This window comes from Vibrio sp. R10-SG3-ISO10 (assembly GCF_059834185.1).
In genome coordinates this window covers 93,903-111,088 of sequence record NZ_JCBDHG010000022.1, presented here as the reverse complement: position 1 = coordinate 111,088, position 17,186 = coordinate 93,903, and the positions used below count along the sequence as shown (strand labels likewise).

The window sequence follows — 17,186 nt, the reverse complement described above, 5'->3', positions numbered from 1 at the left end:
TAAACAGAAAGCAAAGGAGAGTCTATGCAAGGTCTTGATTCTAAAGACTTCTTAATGCAGCCTCAAAAACGTACATGGATAGATACAGATATCACAATCGACCACTACAATGGGTTAATCCCTTGTGACGTTGATGATGGGTACGCCTTAGGTGTTTTATTCCGCAGCCAAGAAGTCGATATTGTTGGTTTGAGCTCAACGCTTGGTAATACTGATGATATTGACGTGACGACGAAGATTGCGACTCAGTTTACCGCCAAATTTGGGCCAACCAGTTTGAGGGTATCGAAAGGAAGTTCCGTTTTCTATTCTGAAGCGCAAGATAAAGAGTTACCAGAAGCCGTTACAAATCTCGCTCAAGAGTTAAAGCAAGGCCCATTGACCATTCTTGCTATCGGCGCGTTGACCAACATAGCCTTACTTATTAAACACTTTCCTGAGTTGGTTGCGAACATTGAAGAAGTTGTCTGTGTTGCTGGGCGTCGAAATACAGACCAACATTTCGTAGCGAGTAAGAGGCAGTTACGACCTTTCAGAGATCTTAACTTTGAAGTCGACGAAGCGGCGTTTAACGTGCTGCTAAACAGTGACGTACAACTCACGCTTATTCCGTTTGAAGTTTGTGATGATATTTGGATTGATTTCCATGAGTTGAGAGAGATGCGCAACGGCAGTTCACTGGCTGAGTACTTAGAAAAAGAGTCGCGTATTTGGGCACTTGAATGGGCGGCGCTATTTGGTTCAAGCCAAGGCTTTATTCCTTTTGATATGGTCGCTGCGGCTTATGTGATTAACCCTGAGTGGTTTGCTTTAAAGCAATGGCATACTCAGGTTCAAGTCGCTCCAAGTGACACCGATAGAGGTGAAACCAAGGAATACCTAGTCTGCAATGAACAGCTAACCACGGGCAAATTGGTTAACTACGCGGTGGAGTTGTCACCTAGTGCTGAGCCTGAGCTCTTTAAACGTCTTACGCAACAGGATATCAGTAGTTTTATACTTGGTTTATCTCACGTTAACATCATTGTGGAAGATGTTGACAGTGCCGCTGAGTACTATCATAGAGTACTGGGTTTCGACCGTGCGATCGATGACCAAGGCCAGAAGATGGACTATCGCAATGTTTCAATGGCGGAGTTCAATCAGGATGCTGGACTATCAGACCAAGATGTCGAGCTGGATGTGCTTTTCCTCAAACACCCTTATGCTTCGATCTATTTGGAGCTGATGCGTTATCACAAGCCGATAGGTCAATCAGAAATCCCGCCTCAACCAAGAACCTATGATCTAGGTGGCCCGCGACATATTGCTCTTGAAGTCTCGAACTGTACTGCGGTGTTCAGATTCCTTAAGCAGCAAGAAGGTGTGGCGATGATTGACCCGTCTGATGATTATCACCCTGAGAAGCTAGACGGTTTCCCAATTTCGTTTTTCTACTGGATTGACAAGTATGGAGTGCAGTGGGAAATGGAAGAAGGGCGTCGCGTCGGCGTTGCTAGAGGTATCATGTAAACCTCGTTAACATAGTGAAGCAGTCATTCACGGCTGCTTCACTTACTCCATCATCTAATTGCTTTCTGCAATGGCTATAATCCGTTTTATCACCGTATCGGGCTTAAGATCTTTGTCGCGATAGAAGCGGAAAATGGCTGAGTTTATCGCTTGTTGAGCCACTGGGTTCACCGCCATTGAATCAATCATACTCGGCACGACTTTGTTATTGGTTGTCCCTACTTGGAAGTCCTGATACGACTGTATCTGACAAGGATTGAAGTCACTGATATCAATATCTTCTCTAACGGGAATAGAGCCTTTTATCTGATTGAAGTCACGTTGAAAGTCTTTATCTGCCAGAATATCAGCAGCATGATTGGCTTGAGACGAGCTAAAGGTTTTGCTCGCCATAAAAATAAGGCTATCCATGTTAAACAGGAATACACCGTCACTTTCTGGGGTGGCGTAACAACCGACGTCATTGGGTACATCGATGTTGTTCGCCATTAACTCGCCTAATATCCAGTCACCGCCAAGTTGGAACAGAGCTTGGTCTGAAGCCAACGCACGGGTTGCTGTGTCCCATTTGGTGTCCGGTAGCGAGTTTTCTACCAGTAAGCTAATTCGTCTTAATTGCCGGAGCGCGAGCCTCAAAGGTTCACTGTCGATACTCTCTTTTTGTAGCTCAACCATGGCTTTGGTGTAAAATTCGACTCCACCCGTTGATATAACTAGGTTTTCAAACAGCATGGCGATTTGCCACGGCTGATCACCAACGGCAAGTGGGCTGATTCCGCTTTGCTTGGCCAATTCCATCGTGGCGAACATTTGCTGCCATGTTTTGGGGACAGGTTGATCGAGAGAGTTTAGAAGTTTATGGTTCACCCACAACCAGTTAAGTCGGTGTAAGGTCAGCGGTAGAGCAACATAGCCGTTTTGCGTTTTATTAATACCTCTTGCGAGCGGGTACAAAGTCTCATCCCAACGATGCTTCTGAGCAACGGAATTGACGTCATGGAGAATACCTATCGCATCCCAAGATTTGATACTCGGTCCTTCAGTTTGGGCAAAACTTGGTGGATTTCCCGCTAGGGCGCGTGCTTGCAGAACCGTCATGGCGCTGTCACCACCGCCACCTAATACTGGGCTAGGGGAGAGCGCTAAGCCGTGGCTAGTGAGCTGTTTTTCAAGCACGCTGAGTGCCTGCTTTTCTCCATCCGATGTCCACCAATGAAGAAACTCGACATTAGCGTGAGCCGGTAGCGAGAGAAGAGAGAGGGACAATAGTGATACAAGTTTTTTCATAGCGAATCTCTTGGGAAAGATAACGTAGCGCATAATCCACCAAACTGAGAGCGGGATAAGGTGAGAGAGCCGCCATGCGCTTTGGCAATGCTCTGGGAAATGGTCAAGCCTAGTCCAGTGCCCTCATGCTCAGTGTTGGCTCGGAAATAGGGTTGGTAGAGCTTTTCGAATAGATCTGGCTCTATCCCCTGACCATGATCCTCAATCCGAATATCAACATGCTCGGTCTCTTCAATTAAAGTGATTTCAGCTTTATCACCGTATTTAAGCGCGTTGTCGACTAGGTTCTGAACACAGCGTTTGATGGCTAAAGGCTTACCTGCTAAGGGTTTATCAACATCCCCTAAGACCGTTAGGTTATCGGCTTGATGAGGAAATGAAGTGGTAATATGTTGGATCAACTCATTAAGGTTTATAGGTTCTATTTCCTCGTGGATATCTATGTCTTTTATGCATTGAAGGGCACCTTTGACCATGAGGTCGAGGTCGTTGGCGATGCGAGTAAAGCGCTCTTGTTCTCGTTCATCTTCAAGCATTTCAGCCCTTAGCTTCAGACAAGCAATTGGGGTCTTGAGATCATGAGAAATCGCGCCGAATAGCATTTCACGATCATTAATATGGCTATCTATTCGGCGATTCATTTTATTAAACGCTCTCACCGCCGCTTTTAACTCTTTGCTCCCTCTTTCTTTCACCTTTGGTACATCGAGCCTGCTCGACATTAAGGTCGCAGCCTTGGCGAGCTCACGGATAGGTAGTATCTCGCGTCGAACGATAAACCAAGTACAGAGCAAAAGTAACAAGGCAGATAAACAGAGTGTTAACCATTCTCTGAGCTCGAAATAACTGGTTTCAAGGTTCACATAGGGAGCGGGTAGAACGGCAGCAAGGTAAAACCATTCATTCTCGGCTACTTCAACTTGCATCACTAGAATTGGCGGATCTAAATCCCCAAACGAGAGTGAGTAATGTGCCCAGAGTAGTGGTAGCTCATCAATGGGTAACTCGTTATTAAACACACGCAGGTTTTCTCTTTCAGTAAACTCAACGTCGATATTCGGAACGCCTTGTAACTCGCTTTTGAGCACTTGCTCGACTTGATTGACGACCAGTGTTTTAGTTTCGCTTTGAGCAATTGGCGGGACATCAATACGGTGGTTGTTAAGAGAGACAAAAAAGCGCGTGCCGCCCATATTTCTCAATTGGTTTAGGACTAAGTGGCGATATTCAGCAGGAAGAGTCTGGAAAAATGAAATCGTTGATGAGGCGCTTAACGCTAAGCTTTTAACGGTATTGGAGAGTCCTTGCCTGTCCCGCTCACTAGCGTGCTGATACCAAATCAGTCCAGATAATAGCTGCGCGGCAAGAATCACCACCAACAGGAATGCGCTAGCACGAAAGGCTAACGACTGGCTGAGTGCTCTAATTTTCATAGTGGACGTCCGTTGTCAGCATGTAGCCCTTGTTGCGAACCGTTAAGATCAAAGAGCGATCTTTATCTTCGAGATGATGTCGGAGGCGACTGATTTGAACATCAATACCTCGTTCAAACGGGTCGGCGTCTCTGCCCCATATTTCGCGGGCGATATCGTCGCGAGACAAGATAGCTTGAGCATTGTTTATAAATAGACCAAGCAAGGAGAGGTCTGCGCCACTGAGTTGTTTGACATGTTTGTTATCTAGGTGAGTAAGCTGACGAGTGACCGTATCGAGTTGCCATTCATTGAATATAACTTTACGGGTTAGCTTTGCCTCAGCGCTGTGCTGGCTGCGTCTTAGAATAGTCTTAATTCGTGCTAACAGTTCACGAGGGCTAAATGACTTTGTGATGTAATCATCCGCGCCCATTTCGAGCCCGGCCACTCGATCGGCTTCCTCCGTTACTGCGGTTAGCATGATGATCGGAATCTGCGAGTCACGACGAAGTTTTTGGCACAGGGTAAAGCCATCTTCACCGGGCATCATGATATCGAGAATGATCAAATCGGGCTGATTTGATTGCAATAAGCGCCACATCGCGTGACCATTCTCAGCACCGATGACCTCAAACCCTGCCCGGCCAAGGTAGTCTGATAGGGCTTCTCTTAGCTCTAAATTGTCGTCTACAACCAGTATCTGTTTGTTTTCCATTATCATGCATCCAAGCTTGTGCGCTCAAATATGATGCATTTTTGCTCACCCTTTCTCAATCGAGGATGGAGCAATTCTAGATTTAAACGCCACACTTTTGTAAGTCATCGCTTACAAACTGGTAGCGTTTTGTAACCTTCAACATTTCAAGACTCGATAAAATTTCCCCGACTTTACGTGAAACACAAAACCCGAGGTTTTCTCGGGTACTAAATGACTGACTTAAGTCAGGAGGGAACCATGTTTGGAAGTTTATTTGGACAACTACAAAAAATAGGGCGGTCATTGATGCTGCCAGTGGCCGTGTTACCTGTTGCGGGCCTTATGCTCGGGATAGGTAATGCCGGATTTGCCTTTATCCCAGAATCCTTAAGTAAGATTATGCTAGCGGCGGGCGATGGCGTATTTGGTAATATGCAGCTGATGTTTGCGGTCGGTGTTGCGCTAGGATTATCTAAAGGTAATGATGGCGCTGCGGCACTCGCTGGCTTAGTCGGTTTGATTATTATGAACGCCTCGCTCGGTATCGTTACTGGGCTTAGAGGTTTTGAAACGGATGCGACCATTATGGGCGTTAGCACCTTGCAAACTGGGGTGTTTGGCGGCGTGATCATTGGTGCCGTCGCAGCTCTAATGTACAACCGTTTCTACAATATTCGTTTACCCGAGTATCTTGGCTTTTTTGCCGGAAAACGTTTTGTGCCGATTGTAACTGGTTTAAGTGCCATTGTCGTTGGTGCATTTTTGGCGTTTGCTTGGCCACCAGTAGGGCAAATGTTAGATGCATTCTCCCATTGGGCGGCTTATCAGAATCCGGTTTTGGCCTGGGCTGTTTATGGAGCAGGTGAGCGCTCACTACTTCCAGTTGGCTTGCACCACATATGGAACGCGCCTTTCTTCTTTGAAGTCGGTAGCTACATTGATCCTGAGACAGGCAAAGAGATCACTGGTGAGTTAACTCGCTTCTTTGCTGGAGATAAAACAGCAGGGTACCTCTCTGGTGGCTTTATGTATTCAATGTGGGCACTACCCGCAGCGGCTCTCGCTATCTACCACTGCGCGACACCAGAGCGTAAGAAAATCGTCGGTGGTTTAATGATGTCGGCGGCGCTAACCTCGTGGCTAACAGGTATTACAGAACCTATCGAATTCACTTTCTTATTTGTTGCACCAGTGCTGTACATCATTCACATCTTTTTGACTGGTATCGCCTTTGCTATTACTGCGTTCTTGGAGATCAAGCACAGTACTGACTTTGCCCACGGAGCGATTCAGTTCTTCTTGTACTACCCAATGTCGACTAAAGCTTGGATGTTTATCATCATAGGTCCAATATGGGCGTGCCTATACTATGGCTTGTTCCGCTTCTTAATCGTAAAACTGGATCTTAAGACGCCGGGTCGTGAGACTGAAATTGCAGAAGTAAAAATCGCGGGTCAGCCAGATGAGATTGCGGTTGATGTGATTGCCGCTCTCGGTGGTAAAGCGAATATCAAGTCTGTTGATGCGTGTATAACCCGCTTGAGAGTGTCGGTAAAAGATATTGCTAATGTTGATGTAGAAAAACTCAAGCAGCTCGGTGCCCACGATGTGCTAGTGATAGGTGACAGTCTGCAAGCTATCTTTGGTACTAAGTCAGATACCATTAAGTCTGAAATTCACGGAGTGCTCGCTACCTCCTGATCTTACCTTTCCCCCCTAAATCACCTGATTGGTAAGATTTTGCCAACCTCAAACGAGGTTGGCTTTTTCGTTTTACACTGATTTACTTCCCATCAACGCTCTGTCGTACATTAAATGGGTTTGTTGATTTCAATGCTTGAGGCAATAACTCTTCAGGCACGGCCTGATAAGCGACCGGCCTTAGCCAACGTTTAATCGCTTCTGCACCGACAGAAGTACTCGCGGGCATAGTCGAGGCAGGGTAAGGGCCGCCGTGTACCATGGCATAACTGACTTCGACACCCGTTGGCCAACCATTAAACACGATACGACCTGCGACTTCTTCTAACTCAGACAATAGTTGAGCTGCGACCGGATGATCGTTGGGCTCTGCTTGTATGGTCGCGGTAAGGCTACCTGCTAAGTTTTGGCAAAGTTCAAGCATATCTTGGTCGTCTTCACACAAAACGACAATGGATTGGGGACCAAAGATCTCTTCTTGCCACTGAGGATTGGAGCGCCACTCCTCGCTGGTGGTTTCAAACAGCATTGACGGTACGCCTTGTTCCGCTGACGATAGTGTGCGAGTAAGACCTGATTGCTGTGCTCTTAGCTCACTTTGCTCTAGATAATTGTGCCTAATGCCAGCAGTGAGCATGGTTTGCCCTTGTTGTGCAGTAATACCTTTGCGTACGGCAGCTAGGAACTCATCGGTTGCATTGCTTTTCGCGACAAATACGACCGCAGGCTTGGTGCAGAACTGACCGCAGCCCATATTCATCGACATTACATACTCTTCAGCTAAAGTCCTTGCACCACTCTTCATTCGATTCGAAAGAATGAAAACAGGGTTTGAAGCGCCTAGTTCACCATAGAATGGAATCGGTTCTTGTCTTCGCTGAGCGAGATCAAACAGTGTTCGACCTCCATGAATGGACCCCGTAAAACCAACCGCTTTAATTGCAGGGTGAGTGACCACAGCCTGTCCTAGTTCATGAGTGGTTCCCTGTAACAAAGCAAAAATGGCTTGAGGTAAGTTTACTGCGTCGAGTGCTTTTGCTATGCACTTAGCGACAATGTCACTGGTTCCAGGGTGGGCTGGATGACCTTTTACAATCACAGGGCAACCTGCCGCAAGTGCAGAAGCGGTATCGCCACCAGCGGTTGAGAAGGCAAGAGGGAAGTTAGAAGCACCAAATACGGCAACAGGACCTAAGGCGATGTTTTGGCGGCGAATATCTGGTTTAGGTAAAGGCTCGCGGGATGGATTAGCAGTATCAAATATTGCCTCTTGCCAAAGACCTCCTTCAACTACATCGGCAAAGAGACGGAGTTGAGCTGTAGTGCGGCTTAGCTCACCATTAAGTCTTGCGAGCGGGAGGGCAGACTCAAGATTTGCTCTTTCTACAATCGCTTGGCGCGCCTCTTCTAAGCAGTCGGCGATGGTCTGTAACAATTGACTACGTATATTGGGAGAGGTTTGCCTATATGCTTTTGCTACTTCGTGAGCAGCAGTAATCGCCAGATCAACGTCTTGATCAGTATGCTCGGCGAATACCCCTTGTAGGGGCTGCTGTGTTTGAGGGTTTATGGCTGAAAAAGTAGTTGCGGTACTCATAACGGGTTCCTAGTTGTTCTAATTCGATTCGGGTTATTTAAGTTCAAAGCCATATGCGTAAGGGTCTTGATCATCTACCCATATGGTGTTGTGTCCTGTGACTTGAGCCCAACCTTCGATGCTTGGCAGTATGGCCGCGCGCCCGTTGACCTCAGTGATACCTTCAATACGCCCAGTGAACAAGCTGCCAATAATGCTTTCATGGATAAAATCTTCGCCCTGTTTGAGTTTTCCTTTGGCATACCACTGCGCCATTCGCGCGCTTGTTCCTGTACCACATGGTGAGCGGTCGAGCGCTTTTTCACCGTAGAAGACGGCATTTCGTGCGGTAGAATCTGGCTGAGTCGGTGTGCCTGTCCACAAGACATGAGATACACCACATACGGTTGGATCTTCAGGGTGGATACATTCGACGGCCTGTGACACCGCCTGTCTAACTTTAGGGCTAAGCATTAGAATTTCATCTGATGAGTAGTGTTCAAGCCCTTTATAGTTTTCTTGTGGATCAACAATGACGTAGTAATTGCCACCATAAGAAACATCAACCGTTATCTCACCCAGCCCTTCCACGTTAACGGTGACATCTTGATGGGCTAGGTAGGCAGGAACATTGTAGATCTTCACTGAGGTGACTTTCTCGCCATCGCGTTGGTAATGCACTTCAATTTGACCAGCTGGAACATCGAGGATCAATTTGCCTTCGACACGCGGAGTAATCAAACGATGTTCTAGGGCTGATGTCACGGTACCGATCGTGCCGTGTCCACACATCGGCAGGCAGCCGCTAGTTTCGATAAACAGAATCGAAGCATCAGCATTCTCACTGCAAGGAGGAAGAACAACCGAACCAGACATCATTGCATGACCGCGAGGTTCAAACATGAGCGATTGACGGATCCAATCATAGTGCTCCAAGAAAAACTGACGCTTGTCGCTCATCGTCTTGCCTTCTAAATGAGGAACACCGCCTGCTACTAGCCGGACAGGATTGCCACAGGTGTGGGCATCGATACAAAAGAAGGTTCCTTGTCTCATTTCTTGCTCCTTGAATAAGAAATTAGTTGAAGTGGTGAGATTGGATGTTATCGTGATGTTAAGTATATTTTATACAATTTTGTTTTTGAAACGTGATAAGGAGCAAAATAAATGGTGAGCAACAATTCAGCAGATTCGCACAATATTGCAGTGATTGGTGGTGGGATAATTGGCTTGTGTATCGCTCTGAAGTTGCAACTTGAAGGTGAAAATGTGACGGTTTTCGATAAGCGTGGAGCTGGACAAGGATGCTCAAAAGGTAACGCAGGGCACTTCGCGACAGAACAAATTTTTCCGCTTGCTACACCTGATCTTTTACCTCAACTTCCGAAGATGCTCTTGTCTCGTCAAAGCCCGGTATCAATACGCTTTCAAGACATTCACAAAACCACTCCTTGGATGATTCGTTTCTTATTAAATGCGAGAGAAAAAACGACCAAGCAATCTACTCAAGCCTTGACTCAACTCAATCAGAACGCGATGCAAAGTTGGTTCGCGCTGCTTGAAGAAGTCGGGTTGCAACACTTAATCGAGATGGACGGTTCATTGTTGACATTTGAAAGTGAGCGGCTGTTTGATTCGTATCGTGCGACGCTAAACAGCTTACGAGAGCATGGGGTGGAGTGCCAAGTTTGGCAACAAGACAAACTGCGCGAGCGAGTTCCTCAACTTTCTGATTCAGTAAAGTTTGGCGTGTTTTTTCCAGATACTGGCCATAGTCTAAACCCTTATAGGCTATGCGTTGAGCTTGAATCTTCTTTTAAGTTTCGACAAGGGAAGTGGGTAGAAGAACAAGTGGAAGAGGCTTTTTTTGACGGTGAGTTAGGTGTTGTCGCAACGGAAAATGAAAGCTACTCGTTTGACAAAATTGTCATTGCCACTGGCGCAGAGTCCGTAGACTTGGTCAAAAAAATCACCGGCATTAAGGTGCCACTACAAGCAGAAAGAGGTTACCACTTAATGGTGCCGGAGCTGAAAAATTGTCTCCCGTTTCCTGTCAGTTCTGCGGATAGAAAATTCATAATGACACCTATGGAAGAGGGACTGAGGTTAGCGGGTACGGTTGAGTATGCAGGGCTGAATTCGCCGCCTAACATGAAACGCGCAACCATGCTTAAAGAGTTGGCGAAAGGGCTTTTGAAGTCGGAGTTATCGTATGAGTTGGATGGTGAAAAATGGATGGGAAACCGCCCCTCATTACCTGATTCTTTACCCGTCATCGACAGCGTAGAAAATGGAAAAATACTGTTTGCTTTTGGCCATCAACACCTTGGTCTTACGCAAGCGGCTATCACTGCAGACTTAGTCAGTGAGCTAAGTCGACAGCGTGAACCATCGCTTAATATTTCTCCATTTGCGCTAAGTCGCTTTTGCTAAAAAATTTAAAATTAAATATTGTATAAAATATACTGACATATTATGTTAACAAAAGGTTGCAGTGAAAATGCAAAAGGAACGAGAGATGATTAACTTAGACGCACAGCAAATAGTCAACTGCCTTTCGATGGTAGGGCTGATTGAGTCAATGCGACTAACCTACCAAGAGCAAGCAACTATTCCACAGCGTAACGTGATGCCTTTAGAGGAAGATAAATACGATGCGTTTGCCTTGTTACCTGCTTGGAGTGAATCGCTGATCACCGTCAAAGCTTTTACCTATTTCCCAGATAACTACATCGAAGGCAAAGACAGTTTAGCGTCAAAAATCCTCGCCTTTGATCGCTCTAATGGTGAACCACTGGCTTTGCTCGATGGCAAAGTCCTTACTTACTGGCGCACTGCTGCTGCATCTGCGCTTGCTGCGGATTATTTAGCAAAGCGTGATGCTGAAACCCTGCTGATTTGTGGAACGGGCAACCTTGCTCCCTACATTGCTTACGCCTATTCAGCCATTCGTCCGATACGCAAAGTTTTGATTTGGGGGCGCGATGAGCAAAAAGCACGTCAAACTCTCGATACTATTTCATCGAGCAACGAGTATCAGTCTCTGCCAAGTTCTGATCAGTTCACGCTAGAAGTCATTAACGATGTCGACTCAGTACTTGATCAAGTGGATATCATTTCATGCGTAACGGGATCAGATAAGCCTTTGTTTAGTGGTGCTCTTGTTCAACCGGGAACTCATATCGATCTGATTGGTAATCACGATTCTGACAAGCGAGAGTGTGACAGCACTGCAGTTCAACGGTCCAGTGTGTTTGTCGACAGTAGAGTTAATGTATTGGCAGAAGCAGGTGATTTGTTGATCCCGATCGAAGAGGGAGTTTTTGCTGCCAAGAACATACAAGCAGAGTTGGCTGACTTGTGTCGTAAATCTCATCAAGGTCGCAGTGATGAAGAGGAAATAACCTTATATAAATCAGTAGGTAGTGCTCTTGCTGATCTTGCGGCGGTAAAGTTTGTGCTACAAGAAAAAGAGATTTTTAACTAGGGGAAATCCCCGCTTTAATTGCAGTTTCGACTGCAAACTTAAATTGCATACAATATACAAATGGAAGGTAAAGATGAACGTAGATTGGAAAGGTGTCTACCCTGCAGTAAGTACTCAGTTTCGTAAAGATCAGAGCATTGATCTCGACGCCACACAAACTGTAATCGATAACCAAATTAATGATGGCGTCAACGGCATTATTTGTTTGGGGACGGTTGGTGAAAACTGCGCGCTATACCCTGAAGAGAAGCGTCAGGTGCTTTTGGCCGCAAAGGAAGTGGTTGCTGATAGAGTACCGTTGATTGCAGGAACGGCAGAGTCGATAACCACTGCGGCGATTGATTACATGCAAGATGCGCAAAAAATAGGAATCGATGGCTGCATGGTGATGCCAGCAATGGTTTACCGCACATCGGATAGCGAAACAGTGGACTACTACCGTACTCTTGCGCAAGCAACACCTGAAATGCCAATTATGATTTACAACAACCCAGTTTCCTATGGCGTCGATGTGAATCTTGATCTGATGGAACAACTTGCAGAGTGTGGAAATATCGTTGCGGTTAAGGAGTCTACCACTGACACGCGTCGTATTACGGAACTGTATAATCGCTTCGACGACCGTTTTACCGTTTTTAGTGGCGTTGATGATATCGCACTGGAGTCTCTCATGCTCGGTGCTACCGGGTGGATCTCTGGTTTAACCAACGCATTTCCTGCGGAATCTGTTGCTATCTATAAACTAGCAAGCCAAGGGCGCTATGCTGAAGCGTTAGAAATCTACCGTTGGTTCTTACCACTGCTTCGTCTCGATACAATTCCTACTTTGGTTCAATGTATTAAACTGGCGGAACAAGTGTGTGGCCGAGGCAGCGAACAAGTACGCGCTCCTCGTCAGCTGCTTAAAGGTGAAGAACGCGCGCAAGTTGTTGCGTTGGTTGAACAAGCGATAGCGACGCGTCCAGATTTGTCGAAGTACAATCTCTAAATCATGTTCCTTACAGGGCAAGTTCCTGCTTGCCCTAATTAAACCGAGCCCGAAACTGAGTGGGTGTCATCTGCTTTACGGCGCGGAACTGGCGGTTGAAATTAGAAAGGTTAGGAAAGCCTGCTTTTTCCGCGACCAACGCGATTGGAGACTGAGTACTAGCAAGCAGCTCACACGCTTTACCAATTCGAAATAGCTTTAAGTGATCGGAGAAACTGACACCAAAGTGCTTTTCGAACAGCCTATATGCCGAGCTTTCACTCATGTGGAGGGCGTGGCATACATCAGAGATTCTGATCGGCTCGTGGAAGTGCTTTTCAATGTAGTGCGTGGCTCTTTCCACTTTCTGATGGGCATCCCTATCAGAGATTTGGCTAATTCGATAAGGCGTCGTAGAAAGTTTCTGGGACTCTAAATCATCCGCTAAGTGAATAAGAACTTCCATGACTTTTAAAGCTTGGTAGTGGCGCTCAAGCGATTCCGTTCCAATTAACAACTGCGCCACCTTTTGGGCCGTTTCGTTACTGAATTTGATACCAAACGCTGCTTTTTCTAGTAGAGCTTTGATATTGCGTGCTTCGGGAATCGTTGACTGAAGCTTTTCAATCCAATGATGCTTAAGCCATACGATGATTGAGCTATGCGGCTTTTCTACACTGCTTGCAAGTTTGCCTGTGATCATATGCGGTAACCCGGGCCCATAAAGCAGAAGCGTGTTGTTATGTACTTGGCCTATTGCATCGCCCGCAAGGTAATTGCCATTAAAGACATTCTCCGGATCAAGATACAGGACAAGCTCGTACTCTGAGTGATAGTGCCATGAACAAGCAAACTCTTCTTTCTTCACACGACAATGAAATTCTCGCACTAACCAGTCGTAATTTGGTGCGCTGAGTACATTTTCAATAAATGGTTTCATCGATAAGCCCCTCTCTCATCACCTAGGCTAAGTTAGATGACTCTAACCGTCAAAAACTAATTCAAAACTGAAGGAATAGTATTAGAGGTAGCTCGAATACTATCAATTGATAGGCATCGGTTTGATTAAACTAGCGCTAATTGAATGACATTACACAGCAAGAGTTATCTCATGATGTATAAAGATAAAACCGCTATCTTATTTATTTTCACCGCCTTTGTAACAGGCTTATGTGGCGCGTTTTTTTACCCACTTTCGAGTCTGTTTATTGTTGAACAGCTTGGTGCCTCGCCAATGATGTTGAGCTTATATATGGTGCTCGCAGTCGTGAGTTCAGTCGTTGTCTCACAGATGTTGGCTGCTCAATCAGACAAAAACTGGCAACGAAAAACAATCTTAGTCGTTTCACTAACTTGCTATTTGATCACCGTGGTGAGCTTTATATTTATCCGAGACTATTGGGTAGGGGTCACGATAGCGACATTGTTTGGCAGCTTTGGAGGTGCGGCGTTTGGGCAACTGTTTGCAATGGGGCGAGAGTATGCAGATGACAACGTTGAAGACAGCACCACTTTCCTATCGACCATGCGCGCGGGTATTGCAATTGCGTGGGTATTCGGACCGCCAGCGGCTTTTATGCTCAAAGCCAGCTTTGGGTTTGGTGCAGCATTTGGCGTGTCAGCCACGATTGTCACTATCGGGATCATTGTCATTCTGCTGTTCTTACCCTCATGCAAAACGGCTGCTGAAGAGCTAGAAGCAGACCCTACAAAACCAAGCTCGAAAGGTAAAGGGGGCTTAATTTCTCTGTATTGCCTCGTGCTGGTTGTCGCTTTTGGAGCCAACAATCTCTATATCACCAGTATGCCTCTCTATCTCTCGCAAGAGTTACAAGTCGCCCCTAACTGGTTAGGCTTTTTATTTGGTGCTGGCGCGCTGTGTGAGATCCCTGTGATGCTTTGGGCGGGGCGACTATCGGAGAAAGTGGGGACAGTAAAACTACTGCTTATGGGAATTGCCAGTGGTACGCTTTTTTATGCGGTGATGCTGACCAATACCAGCTTTACGGCTATGTTAGCGGCTCAATTACTCAATGGATTCTTTATCGGTATTTGTGCCACATTGGGGATGGTGGTATTGCAGGATATGATGCGCGACCGACTTGGGACAGCGTCTACTTTGTTCTCGAATACGTTAAATATAAGTATGTTGGTGGCGAGCCTATCTGTGGGTGTGGTTGGTGAGTTGTATAACTATTACACTACCCTATACGTATCGTTAATAGGGACAGTCTGTGCTTTGATACTACTTAGCCTGTTCTCGATTAAAGTCCGTCAAAGAGAGCGATTAACCGCACAATCGGCAGCTTAACGGGTTTTCTGTATCTCTATTCTGGTTCGGTATCACTATTTGGCGCGGAAATAGGTAGGGTAAGGATAAAGGTGGTTCCTAATCCGAGTTCACTTTCTACGCGAATATCGCCGCCTAACAGATCCGTAACCAAGTTATAGACGATATTTAGCCCCAAGCCAGATCCACCTTGACCAAGACGAGTGGTAAAGAATGGGTCAAAAATTTTGCTAATGTTCTCTTGGCTGATTCCGTGACCATTGTCTTCAACAGTAATAATGGCTTTTTGTTCGACTAAGGTTCCACGGATACAGACAGTTTTATGCTCTTGCTCACTGAATGCGTGTGTAAGGGCATTGGACAGTAGGTTCATCAATACTTGTGTCAATGGGCCTGGGTAACTGTTCATGTGGACACTCTTCTCACACTCCATTTCAAGAGACACTTGGCTGCGTGACAAATTAGGTGACATCGTGATTTGCAACTCATGCAATATTTCATCGAGAGCGAACTCACGCCTTTGATAACTTGATTGATCAACCGCAACTTGTTTAAAACTTGAGATCAGTTCCGATGCTCTGCGTAAGTTGCGCTCAATACTTTCAGACCCTTCGGTGCTTTGAGCAATGTAGTTGTCGAGCACAGAGCGTCTTAGACCCTGTTTAGTGGATTCAATGAACTCTTGATTGAAATCTTTAAGGCTAGTTGCAACCATCATAGCATTACCAATCGGGGTATTGAGCTCATGAGCCACACCTGCAACCAGTGACCCTAATCCAGACAACTTCTCTGACCTGACCAGTTCTTCTTGTGTCGCTTTCAAGGTTTCTAGTGTTTCTTTTAATTCTATTGTCCGTTCATGGACGCGCTGCTCCAGTTCATGTGTTTGCAATTCAATGGTGTCTAGATGATTTCGGCGATCTCGCTCTGTATCCGCCGCCCGCTTAAACCAGTATTCCCAGCGAGTTGGAATATCAGGTATGGTAAGCACATTTTTAGTGGGTAGTTCTTCGACGTATTGAGCAAGCTGAAGCGCTGGTTGGCTAAAGTTCCAATGTTGATATAGAACAACGAACAACAGTATCGCAGTAAACACTGTTGCTAAAATCAAGTTCGGCAGCAATGTGGTAAGTACATGTCGATTAATATCAGAGTTGGTGATCTCTAACACGAGTCTCCAAGGGGTATCCATTAGAGTATATGAGATCCAGTAGCCATTTGAGTGACTATTGAGTCTCCCGTGTGTCGCTTGGTGTGCATCACCAATCTCACTTAAAGCAAGAACACTTTGTTGAGAGACAGACTCGGTCTTGCCTTGTAGCGTTCCCTTGCTGTCACCGACAACTAGCCCTTGCTGGTCTACTATGACTAATCTTCCTGTTTCGAGTGGGCGTTTGGTGAGTATCTTATCTAGAACCTTGAGCGTGATATCTGTTCCTACCCCCCCAATGTATTTTGAATCATGATAGACAGGGGCAAGCAGTGAAACCATCATTCCTTTGCCACCTGCATCCATATAAGGCGTGGTCCAAACTTTGTTTCTCTCTGGGTTAGCTTCAGGGTTGATCAGCGATAAGGGATAGGTTCCACCGGCTTCAAATACTACATCTAGTGCATCATCCAAAGTGGTGGTATTGGTGGCAGCCATAAGGTCCAGGTAACTTAGCCAGGGGTAAATATAGGTGATGACCTCGTGAGCATCGTAGTAGTAACTCCACTGGAAATCATCGTGCTGCGCGTGTGTTGACACCACTTCAGAGGCCATAGTTAAGAGCGCGAGTTGATCAAATGAGTAATCGCGTGCATTGGAGCGCACGTAAAGTTGACCGATCTTATCTTTGAGCGATTGTGGCAGGTTTTCCCAAGGCGCATTCGCTGGAGATTGTTGAGAGTAGCTCGCAAGGAAATAGAGTGAGACTTTGTTCGGTGCAAGTTGAGGATACAGATACGCGGTTTCTATTGCGTTACGCATCGTATCGATATGGTTGAGTGACACAGAAATGGTTTTGTTTAGCGACAGCATTGACTCTAAGCCATACTGAGCTTGCTGACTTAACAGTTGAGATTTGACTTGTGCTCTCAGGTAAAGAGCATTGCCTAATGTGATGAGAATGATCAACAGCAAGCCAATATAAATCATAGTTCGGTAGCGTTGGATCAGGGAAGTTGCCGTGAGGTGAGACTCTTGTGCTTGTGGGGGGGCATTTGGCTTTGTAGAGCTTGAGGTTTGGTTTGAGATTTTCATATCGCTCAC

At 46.0% G+C, this 17,186-nt stretch carries 13 protein-coding genes; 6 read left to right on the top strand and 7 right to left on the bottom strand.

Annotation, left to right across the window (positions count from 1 at the left end; genetic code table 11):
• Positions 1 to 24 precede the first annotated feature (24 nt).
• Positions 25 to 1,512 carry a nucleoside hydrolase gene (locus AC6R16_RS13920; protein WP_500674763.1) on the top strand — a complete coding sequence of 496 codons (1,488 nt, stop codon included), beginning with the start codon at positions 25 to 27 and terminating at the stop codon, positions 1,510 to 1,512.
• Positions 1,513 to 1,566: 54 nt separating this feature from the next.
• Here AC6R16_RS13920 and AC6R16_RS13915 read toward each other — a convergent pair whose 3' ends face one another.
• The 3 genes from AC6R16_RS13915 to AC6R16_RS13905 are packed head-to-tail and all read right to left on the bottom strand — an operon-like array spanning position 1,567 to position 4,929.
• Entirely contained in the window at positions 1,567 to 2,799 is a 1,233-nt protein-coding gene (locus AC6R16_RS13915) for an ABC transporter substrate-binding protein (protein WP_500674762.1), read from the bottom strand.
• Positions 2,796 to 4,232: an ATP-binding protein gene (locus AC6R16_RS13910; RefSeq protein ID WP_500674761.1), complete on the bottom strand. Its 1,437-nt coding sequence runs from the start codon at positions 4,230 to 4,232 to the stop codon at positions 2,796 to 2,798. The genes AC6R16_RS13915 and AC6R16_RS13910 overlap by 4 nt, the downstream gene beginning before the upstream one ends.
• Positions 4,222 to 4,929: a response regulator gene (locus AC6R16_RS13905; RefSeq protein WP_500639686.1), complete on the bottom strand. Its 708-nt coding sequence runs from the start codon at positions 4,927 to 4,929 to the stop codon at positions 4,222 to 4,224. The genes AC6R16_RS13910 and AC6R16_RS13905 overlap by 11 nt, the downstream gene beginning before the upstream one ends.
• A 240-nt stretch (positions 4,930 to 5,169) precedes the next feature.
• On the opposite strand from AC6R16_RS13905, the gene ptsG reads away from it, so the two are divergent.
• A complete protein-coding gene (gene ptsG, locus AC6R16_RS13900) occupies positions 5,170 to 6,612 on the top strand; it encodes a glucose-specific PTS transporter subunit IIBC (protein WP_500674760.1) in 1,443 nt (480 codons plus the stop codon).
• An 82-nt stretch (positions 6,613 to 6,694) separates the two neighbouring features.
• Here ptsG and AC6R16_RS13895 read toward each other — a convergent pair whose 3' ends face one another.
• Both AC6R16_RS13895 and AC6R16_RS13890 read right to left on the bottom strand, forming a co-directional pair.
• On the bottom strand, positions 6,695 to 8,209 hold the full coding sequence (locus AC6R16_RS13895; protein ID WP_500674759.1) for an aldehyde dehydrogenase (NADP(+)): 1,515 nt from the start codon (positions 8,207 to 8,209) through the stop codon (positions 6,695 to 6,697).
• Positions 8,210 to 8,242: 33 nt separating this feature from the next.
• On the bottom strand, positions 8,243 to 9,244 hold the full coding sequence (locus AC6R16_RS13890; protein WP_500674758.1) for a 4-hydroxyproline epimerase: 1,002 nt from the start codon (positions 9,242 to 9,244) through the stop codon (positions 8,243 to 8,245).
• A 111-nt stretch (positions 9,245 to 9,355) separates the two neighbouring features.
• On the opposite strand from AC6R16_RS13890, the gene AC6R16_RS13885 reads away from it, so the two are divergent.
• The 3 genes from AC6R16_RS13885 (at position 9,356) to AC6R16_RS13875 (ending at position 12,663) form a co-directional block, all read left to right on the top strand.
• Complete coding sequence (locus AC6R16_RS13885; protein ID WP_500639682.1) at positions 9,356 to 10,621, top strand: NAD(P)/FAD-dependent oxidoreductase; 1,266 nt, start codon at positions 9,356 to 9,358, stop codon at positions 10,619 to 10,621.
• An 85-nt stretch (positions 10,622 to 10,706) separates the two neighbouring features.
• Positions 10,707 to 11,675, top strand: coding sequence for a bifunctional Delta(1)-pyrroline-2-carboxylate/Delta(1)-piperideine-2-carboxylate reductase (gene lhpI, locus AC6R16_RS13880; RefSeq protein WP_500674757.1), 969 nt, complete (start codon positions 10,707 to 10,709; stop codon positions 11,673 to 11,675).
• A 73-nt stretch (positions 11,676 to 11,748) separates the two neighbouring features.
• Complete coding sequence (locus AC6R16_RS13875) at positions 11,749 to 12,663, top strand: dihydrodipicolinate synthase family protein (RefSeq protein ID WP_500639680.1); 915 nt, start codon at positions 11,749 to 11,751, stop codon at positions 12,661 to 12,663.
• A 34-nt stretch (positions 12,664 to 12,697) separates the two neighbouring features.
• Here the strand turns inward: AC6R16_RS13875 and AC6R16_RS13870 are convergent, their stop codons facing one another.
• Complete coding sequence (locus tag AC6R16_RS13870) at positions 12,698 to 13,582, bottom strand: helix-turn-helix domain-containing protein (protein WP_500674756.1); 885 nt, start codon at positions 13,580 to 13,582, stop codon at positions 12,698 to 12,700.
• 174 nt (positions 13,583 to 13,756) lie between these two features.
• Here AC6R16_RS13870 and AC6R16_RS13865 point away from each other — a divergent pair, with 174 nt between their 5' ends.
• Positions 13,757 to 14,953: a sugar efflux transporter gene (locus AC6R16_RS13865; RefSeq protein ID WP_500675339.1), complete on the top strand. Its 1,197-nt coding sequence runs from the start codon at positions 13,757 to 13,759 to the stop codon at positions 14,951 to 14,953.
• A 16-nt stretch (positions 14,954 to 14,969) separates the two neighbouring features.
• Here AC6R16_RS13865 and AC6R16_RS13860 read toward each other — a convergent pair whose 3' ends face one another.
• Positions 14,970 to 17,177 carry a sensor histidine kinase gene (locus AC6R16_RS13860; RefSeq protein WP_500674755.1) on the bottom strand — a complete coding sequence of 736 codons (2,208 nt, stop codon included), beginning with the start codon at positions 17,175 to 17,177 and terminating at the stop codon, positions 14,970 to 14,972.
• Positions 17,178 to 17,186: the final 9 nt, after the last annotated feature.

Coding starts and splice junctions, on each gene's coding strand:
- AC6R16_RS13885 (WP_500639682.1), top strand. CDS start 9,356: ATGGTGAGCAACAATTCAGCAGATTCGCACAATATTGCAGTGATTGGT.
- ptsG (WP_500674760.1), top strand. CDS start 5,170: ATGTTTGGAAGTTTATTTGGACAACTACAAAAAATAGGGCGGTCATTG.
- AC6R16_RS13860 (WP_500674755.1), bottom strand. CDS start 17,177: ATGAAAATCTCAAACCAAACCTCAAGCTCTACAAAGCCAAATGCCCCC.
- AC6R16_RS13865 (WP_500675339.1), top strand. CDS start 13,757: ATGTATAAAGATAAAACCGCTATCTTATTTATTTTCACCGCCTTTGTA.
- AC6R16_RS13875 (WP_500639680.1), top strand. CDS start 11,749: ATGAACGTAGATTGGAAAGGTGTCTACCCTGCAGTAAGTACTCAGTTT.
- AC6R16_RS13905 (WP_500639686.1), bottom strand. CDS start 4,929: ATGGAAAACAAACAGATACTGGTTGTAGACGACAATTTAGAGCTAAGA.
- AC6R16_RS13910 (WP_500674761.1), bottom strand. CDS start 4,232: ATGAAAATTAGAGCACTCAGCCAGTCGTTAGCCTTTCGTGCTAGCGCA.
- AC6R16_RS13890 (WP_500674758.1), bottom strand. CDS start 9,244: ATGAGACAAGGAACCTTCTTTTGTATCGATGCCCACACCTGTGGCAAT.
- AC6R16_RS13895 (WP_500674759.1), bottom strand. CDS start 8,209: ATGAGTACCGCAACTACTTTTTCAGCCATAAACCCTCAAACACAGCAG.
- AC6R16_RS13920 (WP_500674763.1), top strand. CDS start 25: ATGCAAGGTCTTGATTCTAAAGACTTCTTAATGCAGCCTCAAAAACGT.
- AC6R16_RS13915 (WP_500674762.1), bottom strand. CDS start 2,799: ATGAAAAAACTTGTATCACTATTGTCCCTCTCTCTTCTCTCGCTACCG.
- AC6R16_RS13870 (WP_500674756.1), bottom strand. CDS start 13,582: ATGAAACCATTTATTGAAAATGTACTCAGCGCACCAAATTACGACTGG.
- lhpI (WP_500674757.1), top strand. CDS start 10,707: ATGATTAACTTAGACGCACAGCAAATAGTCAACTGCCTTTCGATGGTA.